The organism is Massilia sp. TS11, from assembly GCF_022012445.1.
In the GTDB taxonomy this organism is placed as follows: domain Bacteria; phylum Pseudomonadota; class Gammaproteobacteria; order Burkholderiales; family Burkholderiaceae_D; genus Telluria.
The window spans coordinates 24867-40037 of record NZ_JAKLTS010000015.1 but is presented as its reverse complement, the minus strand read 5'-3'; the positions used below and the strand labels follow the sequence as shown (position 1 = coordinate 40037).

At 66.0% G+C, this 15171-nt stretch carries 12 protein-coding genes; 5 read left to right on the top strand and 7 right to left on the bottom strand.

Annotated features, from left to right (window positions below; genetic code table 11):
• Positions 1-41: 41 nt before the first annotated feature.
• The gene (locus LZ005_RS18560; protein ID WP_237809996.1) at positions 42-4997 is read right to left on the bottom strand and encodes a PAS domain S-box protein; all 4956 of its coding nucleotides are present in this window, start codon (positions 4995-4997) and stop codon (positions 42-44) included.
• A gap of 109 nt (positions 4998-5106) precedes the next feature.
• Between LZ005_RS18560 and trxC the strand changes: the two genes are divergently transcribed.
• Positions 5107-5541 (top strand): thioredoxin TrxC, encoded by a 435-nt coding sequence (gene trxC / locus LZ005_RS18555; protein ID WP_237809995.1) that lies wholly within the window; start codon positions 5107-5109, stop codon positions 5539-5541.
• On the opposite strand, the gene LZ005_RS18550 is transcribed toward trxC, so the two are convergent.
• From LZ005_RS18550 to LZ005_RS18540, 3 genes are all read right to left on the bottom strand, one after another.
• A complete protein-coding gene (locus tag LZ005_RS18550) occupies positions 5532-6407 on the bottom strand; it encodes a hypothetical protein (RefSeq protein WP_237809994.1) in 876 nt (291 codons plus the stop codon). The two genes, trxC and LZ005_RS18550, sit on opposite strands and share 10 nt — an antisense overlap.
• 83 nt (positions 6408-6490) lie before the next feature.
• Entirely contained in the window at positions 6491-8137 is a 1647-nt protein-coding gene (locus tag LZ005_RS18545) for a S41 family peptidase (protein WP_237809993.1), read from the bottom strand.
• A 606-nt stretch (positions 8138-8743) separates the two neighbouring features.
• On the bottom strand, positions 8744-9739 hold the full coding sequence (locus LZ005_RS18540; protein ID WP_237809992.1) for a S41 family peptidase: 996 nt from the start codon (positions 9737-9739) through the stop codon (positions 8744-8746).
• 1027 nt (positions 9740-10766) lie between these two features.
• On the opposite strand from LZ005_RS18540, the gene LZ005_RS18535 reads away from it, so the two are divergent.
• The 4 genes from LZ005_RS18535 to LZ005_RS18520 all read left to right on the top strand — a co-directional run bounded on the left by LZ005_RS18535 (position 10767) and on the right by LZ005_RS18520 (position 13904).
• The gene (locus tag LZ005_RS18535) at positions 10767-11414 is read left to right on the top strand and encodes a TetR/AcrR family transcriptional regulator (protein ID WP_237809991.1); all 648 of its coding nucleotides are present in this window, start codon (positions 10767-10769) and stop codon (positions 11412-11414) included.
• A 146-nt stretch (positions 11415-11560) separates the two neighbouring features.
• A complete protein-coding gene (locus LZ005_RS18530; protein WP_237809990.1) occupies positions 11561-12211 on the top strand; it encodes a protein-L-isoaspartate O-methyltransferase in 651 nt (216 codons plus the stop codon).
• 10 nt (positions 12212-12221) lie between these two features.
• Positions 12222-12545 (top strand): rhodanese-like domain-containing protein, encoded by a 324-nt coding sequence (locus LZ005_RS18525; protein WP_237809989.1) that lies wholly within the window; start codon positions 12222-12224, stop codon positions 12543-12545.
• A 42-nt stretch (positions 12546-12587) separates the two neighbouring features.
• A complete protein-coding gene (locus LZ005_RS18520; protein WP_237809988.1) occupies positions 12588-13904 on the top strand; it encodes a TolC family outer membrane protein in 1317 nt (438 codons plus the stop codon).
• Positions 13905-13966: 62 nt separating this feature from the next.
• Here the strand turns inward: LZ005_RS18520 and gloA are convergent, their stop codons facing one another.
• Genes gloA through LZ005_RS18505 form a run of 3 tightly spaced genes read right to left on the bottom strand, consistent with a single transcriptional unit; the run spans position 13967 to position 15136 of the window.
• A complete protein-coding gene (gene gloA, locus LZ005_RS18515) occupies positions 13967-14377 on the bottom strand; it encodes a lactoylglutathione lyase (RefSeq protein ID WP_237809987.1) in 411 nt (136 codons plus the stop codon).
• 43 nt (positions 14378-14420) lie between these two features.
• Positions 14421-14696: a hypothetical protein gene (locus LZ005_RS18510; protein ID WP_237809986.1), complete on the bottom strand. Its 276-nt coding sequence runs from the start codon at positions 14694-14696 to the stop codon at positions 14421-14423.
• 59 nt (positions 14697-14755) lie between these two features.
• The gene (locus tag LZ005_RS18505) at positions 14756-15136 is read right to left on the bottom strand and encodes a VOC family protein (protein WP_237809985.1); all 381 of its coding nucleotides are present in this window, start codon (positions 15134-15136) and stop codon (positions 14756-14758) included.
• Positions 15137-15171 lie beyond the last annotated feature (35 nt).

The following is a 15171-nucleotide window of genomic DNA, read 5'->3' as shown; positions in this document are numbered from 1 at the left end:
CAAAAAGTTTTATTCAAATTACAAAACTTGGTTACTTTCTTTTAAACCGGTTCGGCGTGCGGCTGCTGGGCCAGCCAGTGGCGTGCGCCGCCGACGCTCAGGCGCAGGGCCTGGTGGGCTTCGGCGAACAGCGGGCGCACAGCAGCGCGCTCGTCGTGGCGCAAGGCCTGCTCGAGGCGCTGGCTGGCCGCCACCAGGCTGGGGGCGCCGAAGGTGCCGGCGCTGCCGCGCAGATTGTGGACCAGGCGCGCCGCGTCCTCGGCCTGGCCGGCTTCCCAGGCCTGCAGGGCTTCGTCGAGGCGCGCCGGGCCGTGGGTGATGAAGTTCGCGATCAGATCGCGCAGTTCGGCCTGGAAGGCGGGATTGGCCGCGCTCAGTTCGGCCAGATGGCTGATGTCGAATTCGGCGCTGGCGGCGGCCGGCGGCGGCGCGCTGTCGGTCTGGGCCAGCTGGCGCCGCACCACCGCGAACAGATCGTCGAAGTCGATCGGCTTGGCCACGAAGTCGCTCATGCCGGCCTGGGTGCAGGCGTCCTTTTCGGCCGCCGTGACGCCGGCCGTGAGGGCGACGATCGGCAGCTTCAGGCCGAGCTGGTGGCGGATCAGGCGGGTCGCCTCGAAACCGTCCATGCCCGGCATCTGCACGTCCATCAGGATCAGGGCGAAGCGCTGCGGATGCTCGGCCAGCAGGGCCAGGGCCTCGTGCCCGTTGTTGGCCGATTCGACGCTGGCGCCCGCGTGCTCGAGCGCCTCGCGCGCGATGATCTGGTTGAGCGGATTGTCCTCGACCAGCAGCAGGTGGGCGCCGTCAAGGCGGTTGCCGGGCTGGCGCCCGACGCTCTGCACCTCATGCAGCGGCGGGCCGCTGCGGCGCGCCAGGGCCTCGTTGATGGCGTCGTACAGGCTGGCGCGCGTGGCCGGCTTGACCAGCACCCCGTCGGCGCGCGCGGCGTCGCTCTGCTCGACCAGTTTCATGCGCGCCAGCGCCGGCACCATCAGCAGCACCGGGGCCTGCACGGCCGGCGCCAGCGCGCGCAGGGCGGCCAGCGTGGCCAGGCCGTCCATGCCGGCCAGGTTCCAGTCGACCAGGATGGCGTCGTAATGGCGCCCGGCCTCGGCCTCGGCGCGCGCCCGGGCGACGGCTTCGGCGCCGCTGGTGCAGTGCTCGCAGCGCCAGCCCCAGGCCGCCATCAGACGGCGCAGGGCCTGGGCGCTGCTCGGGTGGGCTTCGACCAGCAGTAGCTGGCGCACGGCGCTGGCGGCGCCGCTCGGGGCGACGGCGCTGGCCGCGGCCTGGGTGAACGGCAGCGCGACCTGGAAGCTGCTGCCGACCCCGGGCTGGCTCTGCACGCTGACCTGGCCGCCCATCAGCTCGACCAGGCGCTTGCTGATCGCCAGACCGAGGCCGGTGCCGCCGAAGCGGCGCGTGGTGGAGGCATCGGCCTGGGAGAAGGCGCTGAACAGGCGCTCCTGCTGGGCCGTGCTGATGCCGATGCCGGTGTCGCGCACGGTGAAGCGCAGCAGCACGGCGCGCCCGTGCGCCTCGCGCAGATCGATCTGCAGCACCACTTCGCCGTGGTCGGTGAACTTGATCGCATTCGACACCAGATTGACCAGCACCTGCTGCAGGCGCAGCGCGTCGCCCACCAGATGCGCGGGCACGGCCGGATCGATGTCGATCACCAGGGCCAGGGCCTTGTCGCCGGCGCTGGCGCTCATCACCGTGGCGATCGCGCCGAGCATGGCGTCGAGGTCGAACTCGGCCTCGGCCAGCTCGAGCCGGCCGGCTTCGATCTTGGAGAAGTCGAGGATGTCGTTCAGGATGCGCAGCAGCGACTGGCCGGCCGTGCCGATCATGTCGACATAGCGGCGCTGGCTGGGCGTCAGCGCGGTCGAGGTCAGGAGCTGCGCGGTCCCCAGCACGGCATTCATCGGCGTGCGGATCTCGTGGCTCATGTTCGCCACGAACTCGCTCTTGGCGCGGCTGGCCGCCTCGGCGTGCGACTTGGCGGCGCGCAGTTCCGACTCGGCCTTTTTGCGGGCGCTCATGTCGGTGTAGGTGGTCACGAAGCCGCCCTCGGGCAGCGGGCTGCCGCGGATTTCGAGCACCTGGCCGTTCGGGCGCGTGCGCTCGTAGCGGTGCGGGACCGGGCGGCGCGCCCGTTCGAGCAGCTGGGCCACGGTCGGTTCGAGGTCGCCGTCGCCGTATTCGCCGCGCAGGGCATTGAAGCGCATGATCTGTTCGAAGTCCGGCACCCCTTCTGCGAACAGCTGCTCGAGGCCGAGCAGGGTGATGAACTCCTTGTTGTGGGCCACCAGTTTCAGGTCGGCGTCGAACACCGACAGGCCGCACGGCAGATTCGCCAGGATCGCGCTCTGGGCCGCATTCGCGCGGCGCAGCGCCGCTTCCATCGCGCGCCGCTCGGTCACGTCCTGCAGCGCGCCGACCAGACGCCGCACCGGCGCTGGCGCGGCGCCGCCCTGGCGCAGGGCCTCGCCGGTGATGCGCACCCAGCGCGCCATGCCGCAGGCGGTGGTGAACGGCAGTTCGAGGTCGAAGCCGGTGCCGCTGTCGATGGCGGCGGCCAGCGCGGCGCGCAGCTGCGGCTGGACCTCGCGCGCGAAGTGCTGCAGCAGGCTGTCCAGCTCGGGCGGGCCGGCCGGGCGCTCGGCGATCGCGCAGGCCTGGCGCGTCCAGTCCAGGCGCGCCTGCGGCAGTTCGAGCTGCCAGCCGCCCACGCCGGAGACGGTGCCGACCCGTTCGAGGAAGCGCTCGTTGTCGGCCAGCTCCTGCTGGGCGCGGCGGGTGGCCGAGACGTCGAGCAGGATGCCGTGCGCGCGCAGCGCGCGGCCGTCAGTGTCGCGCGCGCTGACGCGGCCGCGTTCGAGCACCCAGACCTGGTGGCCGTCCTGGTGGCGCAGGCGGCCCTCCCATTCGTAGCTGTCGCTCAGGCCATCGAGGTGGCGCTGGCGCAGGGCCTGCATGCTGGCCAGGTCTTCGTGCGCGCACAGGGCGTCGTGGCTGGCGATGCCGTCCAGGACCAGCTCGCCCTCGGCATACCCGAGGATGGCGTTCCAGCGTGCGTCGGCCTGCAGGCGGTCGCGCTGCAGATCCCATTCCCAGGTGCCGGCCGTGGTGGCGTCGAGGATGTCGGCCAGGCGTTCGCGTTCGCGCGCCAGCGCCAGGCGGCTTTCGGTCAGCTCGGTCACATCGTGGACGATCACGTAGAAGCCCTTGACCTGGCCGTCCTGCCAGTCGGGCAGGTAGTGGGCGAGCGAATAGCGCATGCCTTTGCCGTCCGGGCGCGGGATCGGCCGCTCGAAGGTCTGCGGCTCGCCGCGCAGGGCCGCCTGGATGTAGGGCAGGTTGCGGGCGAACAGGTCGGGGCCGAGCAGGGACTGCAGCGAATGCCCGTGAATGGCCTCGGGCGCCACGCCGAACCATTGTTGGTAGGCGCGGTTGGCCACACGGTTGACCAGCTTGTCGTCCCAGTAGCCGATCATCGAGGGGACGGCGTCGAACAGGGTCTGCATGTCGCGCCGCGCCTCATTCAGTTCGGCCGTGCGCGCCGCCACTTCCTCCTCCAGGCGCGCATTGAACTGGCGCAGGCGCGCGGCCTGCTGGCGCTGCACGCCGATGTCGCGCATGAACAGGGCCAGGCCTTCGGGCGCCTCGGCGCTGCCCATCGGCGCGCTGCTGATGGCGACATCGAGCGGACGGCCATCGGCATGCACGAGTACCGCCTCGAACGGCGCCTCGGCCGCGCCGGCGGCGATGCGGCGCAGGGCCGCGCTGTCGGCGCCGTGGGCGGGCAGCAGCAGCTGCAGCAAAGGCCGGCCGAGCGCCTGCTCGCGGCTGTAGCCGAACAGCTGGGCGCAGGCCGGATTCCACAGCACCACCATCCCCTGCGGATCGAGCGCCAGCACGGCGTCGCTGGTGGTTTCCAGCACGGCCGCCAGACGCGCCTGGCCGGTCAGCAGCTGGCGGCGGCGCTGGCCGAGGCGGCGCAGGATCACCACCAGTGCGGCGGCGGCGGCGCTCGTCATCAGGCCCAGGCCGAGCACCAGCAGCGGTTCGGTCGGATGCTGGCGCGCGACGAAGGCCTCGCTGGGGGCGATGCGCAGGCGCCAGCGGCGCCCGAACACATCGAGCTCGCGCACCTGGGCCGGGCCGGCGCCGGCGGCGCCACTGGTGAACACGGTGGCGCTGCCGTCGCCGCCGATGTCGGCCACTTCGAGCGTGTAGTCGCCGCGCGCGCCGCTGACGGCGGCCAGCACGTCGTCGGCCACCAGGGCCGTGTAGGCCCAGCCGATGGCGGCGGCCTCGCGCTCATTGCGGGTGGCCAGCGGCAGGCCGCTGCGGTAGACCGGCAGCAGCAGCAGGAAGCCGCGCCGCCCGGCCTGGGGCGCCTGCACCAGGGTCAGCGGGCCGGTCATCTGCGGCTGGCCGCTGTACAGGGCGGCCAGGGCGGCGCTGCGGCGCAGAGTTTCGCTGGCGATGTCCAGGCCGAGCGCATTGCGGTTGCCCTCGATCGGTTCGACCAGCTCGATCACCATCGCGTCTTCGCCGGCCGGGCCGAGCGCATGCAGCGCGAACGGGGCCTGGGGCCGCGCGGCCATGTGCGCTGCGTAGGCGGCGCGCGCGCCGGCCGGCACGCGCCGGATAAAGCCGAACAGGCGCGCGCCCGGATACACGGTGCCGGGGTCACGCGCGCGCACGAAGCTGGCAAAGCGTTCCGGCGTCAGGCCGTCGGGACCGATCAGGGCGACCGCCCCGCGCACGCCGTGCAGGCCATAGCTGTAAATGCGCATCTGCGCCGCCACGTTGGCGGCGACATGGTCGGCCACGTGGCTGAAGGCATCCTGCTGCTGGGCCGCGTTGAGGTCGCGCTGGTGCGCGCTGAACCACACGCTGGCCAGGGCCCCGACCAGCACAATCGCGGCCGGCCACAGTCCGAGGCGGCTGTCGGCGGTGGGGGAAGAGGGCGCGGTACTCATGGATCAGGCCATCATGCCATACGGCGCGCGTCGGTGGAAGCCGGGCCGCCCTTGCGCCGGCGGCCGGGCGCCCCCATCTGAAGCCTATCGAACCGAGAAAGGATGCGCCATGCACTTCGTTTGCCCCGCCTGCAGTGCCACCAACCGCGTGCCCGAGGCGCGCCTGGCCGATGGGCCGGTGTGCGGCCGCTGCGGCGCCGAACTGGCCCCGGCCGAGCCCATCGCCCTGACTGACGCCACGCTGCCGGCCTACCTGGCCAAGAGCGAGCAGCCGGTGCTGATCGATTTCTGGGCCGCCTGGTGCGGCCCCTGCAAGATGATGGCGCCGCAGTTCGCCCAGGCCGCGCGTCAGCGTGGAGACGTGCGCTTCGTGAAGGTCGACACCGATGCCTGCCCCCAGGCCAGCGCGCGTTTCCAGATCCGCAGCATCCCGACCCTGGCCTTGTTTGTCGGCGGGCGCGAAGTGGGGCGTGTGGCCGGCGCCATGTCGGCCGCTGATCTGCAGCGCTGGCTCGATACCCAGCTGGGCCGCGCTCAGTCCTGAGGCAGGCGCTCGAGCCAGCTTTCGCGCCAGTACAGATTGCTGGCGCGCGGGCAGTCCTTGACGCAGATGCCGCCGCAGTTGACGTCTTTCAGCACGACGGTGGCGCGCAGGGCGATCATGCGCCCGCTCTGCTCGTGAATGATGCGGGCCGGCGCGAACGCCACCTCGCATTCCTGCCCGAGCCAGGGCTGCATGCTGGGAATGAAGGCCAGGCCGCGGTTCTTGCCGGCCGGGTCCAGCTGCTGCTGGATGGCGGCTGCCGTGCGCACACGTACGCGCTCGCCGCTGCGCAGGCCGAGCTCGCCGCGCGCCGGGGCCGGATTGGTGCCACGCAGGACGCCGCTGTCTTCCAGCGGGGTGAAGCGCGTGCGCAGCGTGGCCAGCACGATGCGCAGCAGGCGCCCCAGGCCGAGTTCGCCGCGGGCCACTGCGCGCAGCCAGGGACCGGGATTCCAGCGCGACAAGGGGCGCGTGGCCCCGAGCAGGCTGGTCGACTGGCATAGATAGCGCTCGCCGCTGCGCGTGGGCAATTGGCTGAGCCAGGCCGCGTCGCTGCGGGTGGCGCCTGGGCTGTCGGCGCTGAGCCAGGCTTCTTTCCAGAGCAGCAGACAATTGCGCTGGCAGCCATCGTGGGCGCTGCCGTCGCAGCGCAGGCCGGCCAGAAACACGGCGCCGTCCATGCGGCGCAGGCCATGCCCCTCGACACAGGTGTAGTCGGCGCGCCGGTGCACCCAGGCCGGCTGGCCGCAGAAACGCGCCATCTCGGGCATGAAGGCCAGCCCGTCGAGGCGGCCATCGGCATCGAGCGTGGCACGGATCTCATCAAGTGAGCGAATACTTACTAACTGACCGGCGAGAAAGGGCATGATGCGCTGGAGAACGGGGACAACGGACCATGCTAGCGGGCCCGGTCCGGCCCCCGTTTGCGTCAGCGCAAACGCGTGCGGGCTCAGCGCAGCAGGCGCAGGGCCGCTTCGAGCGTGCCGTCGCGCCCGCTCTGGGCGTCGCTGACGCTGGGCGGCGCCAGCACCTCGGGCTGGATACCGAGGCCGACCCAGGGGCGGCCGTCCGGGAAGGTGTCGGCCTTGGTGCAGATGCGCGCCATGCCGCCGCCCGGCAATTTGAAGAACAGCGGCTGGCCGGTGCTGCCCCCGGTTGCTTCGCCGACGATCTTGCCGCGCGCGCTGGTCTGGAAGGCGGCGACAAAGTCTTCGGCCGCCGAGTAGGTGCCAGGCGAGGTCAGCACGACGACCGGCTGGCTGTAGCGGTGCTGCGGGTCGATTGGCCAGGGCGCGCCCGGATTCTCGAGCGGCGGCATGGCGCGTTTCCAGGCGCGCCAGGTCGGCACATAGTTGCGCGTCCACCAGTTGCTGGTGGCAAAGGGCTGCGCCGCCAGTGTGGCCAGCACGCGGTAGCCCTCGTTCGAATTGCCGCCGCCATTGCGGCGCACGTCGATCACCATGGCCTTCGATTTGGCGATCTCGTCAAAGGCAGCCAGATAGGCATTGGCCGCGCGCGCATCAACGAAACTGTTCAGGGCCACATACGCGATGCCGCCCTCAAGCATGCGGAATTCGAAGGGCGCCGGCGGCGCGCCGCGCAGCTGGGCCAGGGTGGCCTCGGACAGGCGCGGCACAGGCAGGCTGAAGCGCTTGCCGCCAGCATCGCGGAAGCCGACGCGCGGGGTCATCGCGGCCGGGCCTGCCAGGAAGTAGTAGACGTAGGCGCGCCACTGCAGGTCCTGCGGCGTCGAGGCGCTCTGGAAGGGCATGATTTCGCGCGTGCTCCAGGCCTGGACCGGCTCGCCGTCGATGGTTTCGACTTCGACGCCGGGCAGCACGCCTTGGGCGCGCAGCTGCGGATCGAGGACGTCGGTCAGAAACACGCGCCCCTCGACCAGGCGCGCGCGCAGGGCCGTGCGCGCCATCTGGCTGGCCGTGACCTGATCGGGCGGGTAGACATTGGTGTGGCCGTCCTGCAGGCGCGCGCAGAGTTCCATCAGCAGGCGGTAGTACTCGGCCGTGCTCTTGCTGGCGCGCACGCGCGGCAGATACTCGAGGTAGAGCTTGTCCCAGTCGAGTTCCTTGAGTTTGTCGCTGTAGACGAAGTTGTACTTCACCTCCGACCAGAATTTCGACAGGCCGGCGATCTTTTCATCCTCGCTGATGTTCTCGGCATAGGGGGTGGCCAGGGCCGGCGAATCGAACAGGCGCGCCGCCTTCTGCTCGGTCGCGCGGATCTCGGCCAGCAGCGGCTGCCAGCGCGGATCGCTGTGCAGGCTGGTGAAGTCGCTGTCGGCCGCCGTGGCGTCGGCGCGCGCGTAGCCGTTCTCCATCGCCAGGCGCAGGGTGCGGAAGGCGCTCTCGCTGTCGCCGGCCAGTGCATAGGCACAGGCCGCGTTGTACAGGCTGCTGGCCTCGTGGCGGTTGGCGGCGAAGGCCTGGGTGAACAGGCGGGCCGCCTCGGGGAAGGCGCGGCGCTTGAGCGCCTCGCTGCCTTGTTTATAGAGTTCGGCCGGGGTCTGGGCCAGGCTGCCGCTGGCGCCCACGGCAAGGAGCAGGGCGAGCAGCAGGGGAGCGGGTGTGCGAGCGGTCATCAGCGATTATCCGTTGTCAAAAGGACTGGCGGACGCCAGCATAGCGCCGGCGCCGCGCCGCCGTCTACATATGCACCGGATCGAGGAGCGGAAATAAAAAAGCCCGCATGTGCGGGCCTCTTTACTGTAATACCAATCTAATCTCAAATCACCCGCCCTATCTGAGCGGTGTAAAGCCTGTTCACCTGAACGATCTGCGCAGTGCAAACGTGTTGATTATTTCTTATGGGGCTACAAGTTTGCGGTACTCGAGAACCACAAACTGAAGCCAGTGTACCACAATTTGTGCGTCGCAACATTTTTTTTATGCGACCGGCCGAATAGGACAAGGAAGTAGCAACTTACCATCCCAGTTCTGACGCCAATATGTACTTGAACAATCCACTCCGACGGCTTTTTCTGCGGACAAACGTTGGAATATGAACTTGAACATGGCAAGCGCTTTGCCTCCGAGCGCATTCAGGCACGCTTCGGAATTACCTGCCGTCGAGACCGAACGGCTTTGCCCCAAAGCAGCCAGCCACCCGCACTTTCGAAAAATCACAAAATGCGAATCCAATTTGAATATTGCCAAAGCAAGGGCTTTTGGCGATTTCTACGGATTAATTATTTGGTACGAGCCAAGGTAAGGGCTTTGTCGAGCGCTTGCGTCGGTGCGACTTCGATATCGGGCGTAATACCGACACCCTCCCAATCTTTTTCGAATCCGGGCGTCACACTGTGTCCGATTGCCAGCATATTGACTAGGTGGTGTGACACGTTGGTGCCGTATCCACGATGGGCGCCGCCCGCTGTCTTTTCACCGATGACCGTGACACGATTGCGAGCCTTGAGTACGTAAATGAAGCGCTCCGCAGCAGAGAAAGTCTCCTTGCTGGTCAAGATAAAAACAGGCTTCTTGCTGCCAAAACGTGGACCTGGCACAGCGGGATCTGTCCAGTTCTCGATGCGTGTGTTGTCTTTTCGGTCGTAGCTTGTGTCCAGCAGAACCCGTTCTTCAAATAAGTAACTGGCCAGCAGCGTGCCTAAGGCACTATTGCCTCCCCCATTTTCACGCAGGTCGAAGATAAGCGCATCAGCATCAGCTGCTTGGTTCATCCACTTTATGGCCGTGTCTCGTGCGAAGTCGAGGGGGGCAAAGCCATCAAACTCAATAAAGGCGATATTGCCTGGTAATCGTTCCTGCTTCCGGAAATAGAAGTTCTGTTTCTTCAAGCTTTCAAGTTGGCGGCTTGCTTGGGCGGCCATCCGTACCTGGTCGGGGGCTTGTGGCGGCGTATCTGGCGAGACTGCGTCGCCCTGGTCGTCATCGAAAAAGCGTAAGCCTGTGTGGTGGTCTGTGGTTAGGCTATGGATGTCCGCGTTGACATGCTCAGCAAGGTCGCGAGCGCTGGTGATCTGGTCATACGCCCCCTCACGCAATCGGCTGCGCAACAAAGCGGCGATCTTTTTTCCGATAGCTGGTTCGTAAAACAGCTTGTCATACATGTCCGCGCTGTACTGAATCGCTTTGGTACGCGCCGCAGCATCGAGAATCTCATCACTTGTGGCAAAGGCAGGCAGGGCCAAGATGAGCGCCATGCAGAAAAGAAGTTTTCTCATTCCATCAATTCCATGTCACGTCCGAACTTGCGATTCTCGAGCTTCATGAATCGTCTTGCGAGTGTCGGCTTTTGGCCGATTGCCGCCCGCCAGCTCAAGATGCGAGCTTGCCAATCAATTAAATTAATGTCAATCTTTGATTCAATGTGTGATAGCCAGAGATGAGCCGAGCGGTCCTCGTACAGGGCGCGGATTAAGGAGGACAGATGGAGGAAAGTCTTAATTTCTTGATTTGTGAACGGCATGCGATTGCTGAATTTGTCGTGAACAATTCGAGCAAATTTGGTGAGCAACAATCGTCTACGACGGTCGAAGCACTTATGGACCCTGCCGTTGAGCTATTTCGCCATTCCAACGGATTTGCCTTCGTGCATCGAACAGAGCGATCAGGCCGCGTCCTTTGGTACGTCTACTCCACGAAAAAGGGCAGCGGCCGGGAACTCATTAATGAAATACGACAAGACCGCCCTCTAGAATCAGTAACTTTGCTTTGCAAAGGTCTAGAACGACGAAATATATTTCAGCGTCTTGGATTCGAAGAGCGGAGGGCCTTTAATGACGGCGACTTCGCTATGACAGCACCTCCTCTGAGTGTCTCCTAAGGGATATTGCCATGACACACATAGCTTGGACCCCCGACGGATACCCGGTAGACGCTTCTGAGTTCTCTGGCGCCGATTGGGAAGTATTGAAACAAATCACGAAACTCGGCGACTTCATATTGCCATGTTGCATGAGCCCCGCGGTGCCGAAGACAAGCATCAACGGTTTGCCGTTTTTTGCGCATCTTTCAGATTAGCGCTCGCCGGCGCGAGGTATGTGGAAGGAAGAGTTTGAAATTGCAAAGGATTGGTTTTCCAACTAGCTACTTAATCTAACGGCCCCGGAAACGGTTCATTGCCTTTAGCACGGGCGCGTCAACAACCCCATCTGGAATCATCCGTTCCCGCGTGCCGGCCGACGCCAAACTTGACGCTGAGGAAGGGGAGGACTATATTAATGACTCAAGAGTAAGTTATTGCTGGCCATGTCTTGTTGTCCTGAATCCAAACCGCGCTGGGAGCGCCGCAAAGAAGCCCGTCCGCAGGAGCTGCTGGCGGCTGCGCTCGAGCAATTCGTCGAGAAGGGCTATGCCGCCACCCGGCTCGAGGACGTGGCGCGCTGCGCCGGTGTGTCCAAGGGCACGCTCTACCTGTATTTCACCAACAAGGAAGAGCTGTTCAAGGCCGTCGTGCGCGACTCGATCGTGCCGGCCATTGGCGCGGCCGAGGACCGCATCGCCGGTTTCCAGGGCCATTCGGGCGAACTGCTGCGCCAGGTGATGGGCGCTTGGTGGGAACGCATCGGCGCCACCAAGGCCTCGGGCATCGTCAAGCTGGTGATGGCCGAAGCGGCCAATTTCCCCGATCTTGCGCGCTTTTATCAGGAAGAGGTCATCGAACGCGGCACGGCCATGCTGCGCAGCCTGCTTGCCAACGGGGTCGCCAAGGGCGAGTTCCGCCCGGTCGACATCGACGCCATGACCCAGGTGCTGATCGCCCCCGTGCTGATGCTGATGGTGTGGAAACACTCTCCGGCGCCCTGCAATATGCATGGCATCGACGCCCAGAGTTTCGTGGCCAGCTACCTCGATTTGATCCTGCACGGCCTCCTGCCCGCGGCCGCCGATGCTTAACAATGCGCCAATTCCGACGTTCATTCCCGCTTTTCTGCAACCTGTCGCATTTTCCGTCCGGAATGCGACCTGATCAGTAAGATGTGGGTCTGGATGCGGACTGACGATAAAATAGCGGTTTTCCTCCTTTTTACGCCGAGTTGACGATGAATATCGAACAAGCCCGCTTTAATATGATTGAGCAGCAAATTCGTCCCTGGAACGTGCTGGACCTGGACGTGCTGGCGCTGCTGTCGGTGGTCAAGCGCGAAGATTTCGTGCCGGCCGCCTACAAGAGCCTGGCGTTTGCCGATACCGAGATTCCGCTGGCGGGCGGCGAATCCATGTTCACGCCCAAGACCGAAGCACGCATCCTGCAAGACCTGAAGCTGAAGAAACATGAAACCGTGCTCGAAATCGGCGCCGGTTCCGGCTATATGGCGGCCCTGCTGGCGCACAAGGCGCGCCATGTGACGACCGTCGAGCTGAATCCGGAACTGAAGGCCTTTGCCGAGCAGAATCTGGCCAAGGCCGGGGTAACGAATGTGACCGTGGCCCAGGGCAACGGCGCCGACGGCTGGACCGATGGCGCCCCCTGGGACGTGATCGTGATTTCGGGCGCGCTTGAAGTGCTGCCCCAGGCTTTCCTCGACCAGCTGAAGGTCGGCGGCCGCGTCTGCGCGATCGTCGGCCAGGCGCCGGTGATGGAAGCCCAGATCACGACCCGCACCGGTGAAACGACGTTCGAGACCGTGACCTTGTTCGAGACCAACGTCAAGCCCCTGGTGGCGAAGGCGCCCTCGCACTTCACGTTCTGAAGGAGCAGTGATGGAGCAGGTGAGCGCCCCCGCCCTGGCTGCCTGGCTGGCCGATCCGAACCGGGCCAAGCCGCTGTTGCTCGACGTGCGCGAGCCGTGGGAATTCGACACCTGCCACATTCCCGGTTCGGTCCTGATGACGATGCACACGGTGCCGATGCGTTGGCAGGAGCTGGACGAGGACGCCGAGATTGTCTGCATCTGCCACCATGGCGGACGCAGCATGCAGGTGGCGGCCTATCTGGCGCGTCAGGGTTTTGCGAAAGTGATCAACCTGACCGGCGGCGTCCATGCCTGGGCGCAGCAGGTCGACAGCACGATGCCGACGTATTGAACCGAAGTGATTAACCGTTAGATGACTCCCATGGAGAACGCAATGCAGAAATCCCTGATCGCCGCCCTGGTGGCGGGCGCCTTCCTCTCGCTGCCGGCCACTGCCGCCGACCTGCTGCAGGTCTACAAGCAGGCGCTGACCAACGACGCCACCTTTGCCAGCGCGCGTGCCTCGCTGCTGGCCGGGCGGGAACGCGTGCCGCAAGGCCTGTCGGGCCTGCTGCCGACCGTGAGCGCCAGCGTCGGTTATTCGCGCGACAGCTCGCAGTCCACGCCTGACGGCCTGCCCGAACTGCCCAAGGTGACGGGCAATAACACCACCTATGGCATCAACCTGAGCCAGCCGCTGTTCCGCTGGGATCGCTATCAGACCTATCAGCAAAGCAAGCTGGCCGAAGCCATCGCCGAAGCCACCTTCGCCCAGGCCCAGCAGGACCTGATCACGCGCGTGGCCCAGGCCTATTTCGACGTGCTGGCCGCCCAGGACACGCTGGAATCGACGCGCGCCCAGAAGACCGCCGTGACCGAACAGCTGGCCTCGGCAAAACGCAATTTCGAAGTCGGCACCCAGACCATCACCGACACCCACGAAGCCCAGGCCGCGTATGACCTGGTGGTGGCGCAGGAGTTCGCCGCCGTCAACGATCTGGAAGTCAAGCGCACCGCCCTCCAGGCCATCATCGGCCAGGCCCCGGGCGCCCTGTCGGCGCTGAAGCCGGGCGTGAGCCTGAGCGCGCCGAAGCCGGCCGTCATCGATGAATGGGTGGGGACCGCCGAGAAGCAGAACTACACGGTGCAGATCTCGAGCCTGAACGTGGAATCGGCCAAGCGCGATATCGAAAAAGGCAAGGCCGGCCACTACCCGACCCTGGACCTGAACGCCAAGATGGGCCGCAGCAAATCGACCACCCCGGGCAATGCCGGTTCGGCCGATACCAATTCGATCGGCGTGGCCCTGAACGTGCCGCTGTTCTCCGGCTTTGCCGTCACCAGCCGCGTACGCGAAACCATCGCCCTCGAAGACAAGGCCCGCAATGATCTGGAAGCCGCGCGCCGCGCCGCCGCCCAGGCCACGCGCCAGTCCTTCCTCGGTGTGAACAGCGGCCTGGCCCAGGTCAAGGCGCTCGAGGCAGCGGAAGTGTCGAGCCAGTCGGCCCTCGATTCGAACAAGCTCGGCTATCAGGTCGGCGTGCGTATCAATATCGACGTGCTGAATGCGCAGAAGCAGCTGTACTCGACCCGCACCAGCCTGGCCAAGGCGCGCTACGACACCATCGTCAATGGTCTGCGTCTGAAAGCCGCCGCCGGCGTGCTGAAAGAGGAAGACCTGGCCGTCGTCAACGAATTGCTCCAGAAGTAAACCGGTCTCCAGCAGAGAGGCAGACGGCGCCCTAGGGCGCCGTTTGTTTTTGCCGCGCCCGCTTAGCGCAGGCCGGCGCCGGGCGCGTCGAAGCTGCGCTCGATCAGTTCGATCTTGTAGCCGTCCGGGTCGACCACGAAGGCGATCACGGTGCTGCCGCCCTTGACCGGGCCCGGCTCGCGCGTGACCTGGCCGCCATTGGCCTTGACGGCGGCGCAGGCGCCGACGATGTCTTCGGTGGAAATGGCGATATGCCCATAGGCCGTGCCGAGCTCGTATTTGTCCACGCCCCAATTGTAGGTCAGCTCGAGCTCGGCATGCTCGGGATTGCTGCCGTAGCCAAGGAAGGCGAGCGTGTATTTGTACTCGGGATTCTCGCTCTGGCGCAGCAGTTTCATGCCGAGCACCTTCGTGTAGAAATCGATGGAACGCTGCAGGTCGCCGACCCGCAGCATGGTATGCAGAATGCGCATGGTGTCCTTTCTCTGTTGTGGCGACAGAGATTGTAGGGCAGGCTCAGTTTCCGCGCTCGCGCATGCCTTCGCCGCGCTGGGGCAGGGGATCGGCCGGCTGCGCGGGCGGGCGCGGGCGCAGCGATTCTTCGACCCCGCCGCCGCCGCTGCGGTCGGTGTCGACCAGGCCGCGCGCGATGTCGCTGGCGGCCTGTTCCATTACCCCGTGGGTCTGGGGCGCGTCGGTGTCCGGAATTTCATCGCGCTCGTGCGGCAGATAGCGCGGGTCGTCCGGGTGGTGCTGGTCGGGCGGGTCGGTGTGGCCGGATGGATTGGGCATGATGGCGTCCTCCTTGCCACCCATGCTAGGCCGGGGCGCGCCCGCGCGGCGCACCTTTGCTATTCGGCAGCGGCGAGCGGCTGCCAGAGCTCGACCTTGTTGCCATCCGGGTCGACGAACCAGCCGAAATGCCCGTACGAGTAGCTCTGCGGCTCACCAGCCAGACGGGCGCCGGCGGCCTGCACCTGGGCCAGGGCGCCGGCCAGGTCATCCACCACCAGGTTCAGCATGAAGCCGCGCGTAGACGGGGCAAAATAGTCGGTGTCCTGCTGGAAGGGGCTGAAGCAGGTGACGGCCTCGGCCGGCATGCTGGCCGGCGTGAACGTCGCATAGGCCCCGCCCTCGGCCGGCAGGCCCAGGGCTTTTTCGTACCAGGCCATCAGGGCCTGCGGATCGGGGGAGGTGAAGAAAATACCGCCAACGCCCAGTGCTTTTGCCATATCGGCCTCCTTGGTAGCAGAGGGCCCGATTATGG

Excerpts from the sequence above, each read along its gene's own strand:
- LZ005_RS18560 (WP_237809996.1), bottom strand. The coding sequence starts at position 4,997 with ATGAGTACCGCGCCCTCTTCCCCCACCGCCGACAGCCGCCTCGGACTG.
- trxC (WP_237809995.1), top strand. The coding sequence starts at position 5,107 with ATGCACTTCGTTTGCCCCGCCTGCAGTGCCACCAACCGCGTGCCCGAG.
- LZ005_RS18550 (WP_237809994.1), bottom strand. The coding sequence starts at position 6,407 with ATGCCCTTTCTCGCCGGTCAGTTAGTAAGTATTCGCTCACTTGATGAG.
- LZ005_RS18545 (WP_237809993.1), bottom strand. The coding sequence starts at position 8,137 with ATGACCGCTCGCACACCCGCTCCCCTGCTGCTCGCCCTGCTCCTTGCC.
- LZ005_RS18540 (WP_237809992.1), bottom strand. The coding sequence starts at position 9,739 with ATGAGAAAACTTCTTTTCTGCATGGCGCTCATCTTGGCCCTGCCTGCC.
- LZ005_RS18535 (WP_237809991.1), top strand. The coding sequence starts at position 10,767 with ATGTCTTGTTGTCCTGAATCCAAACCGCGCTGGGAGCGCCGCAAAGAA.
- LZ005_RS18530 (WP_237809990.1), top strand. The coding sequence starts at position 11,561 with ATGAATATCGAACAAGCCCGCTTTAATATGATTGAGCAGCAAATTCGT.
- LZ005_RS18525 (WP_237809989.1), top strand. The coding sequence starts at position 12,222 with ATGGAGCAGGTGAGCGCCCCCGCCCTGGCTGCCTGGCTGGCCGATCCG.
- LZ005_RS18520 (WP_237809988.1), top strand. The coding sequence starts at position 12,588 with ATGCAGAAATCCCTGATCGCCGCCCTGGTGGCGGGCGCCTTCCTCTCG.
- gloA (WP_237809987.1), bottom strand. The coding sequence starts at position 14,377 with ATGCGCATTCTGCATACCATGCTGCGGGTCGGCGACCTGCAGCGTTCC.
- LZ005_RS18510 (WP_237809986.1), bottom strand. The coding sequence starts at position 14,696 with ATGCCCAATCCATCCGGCCACACCGACCCGCCCGACCAGCACCACCCG.
- LZ005_RS18505 (WP_237809985.1), bottom strand. The coding sequence starts at position 15,136 with ATGGCAAAAGCACTGGGCGTTGGCGGTATTTTCTTCACCTCCCCCGAT.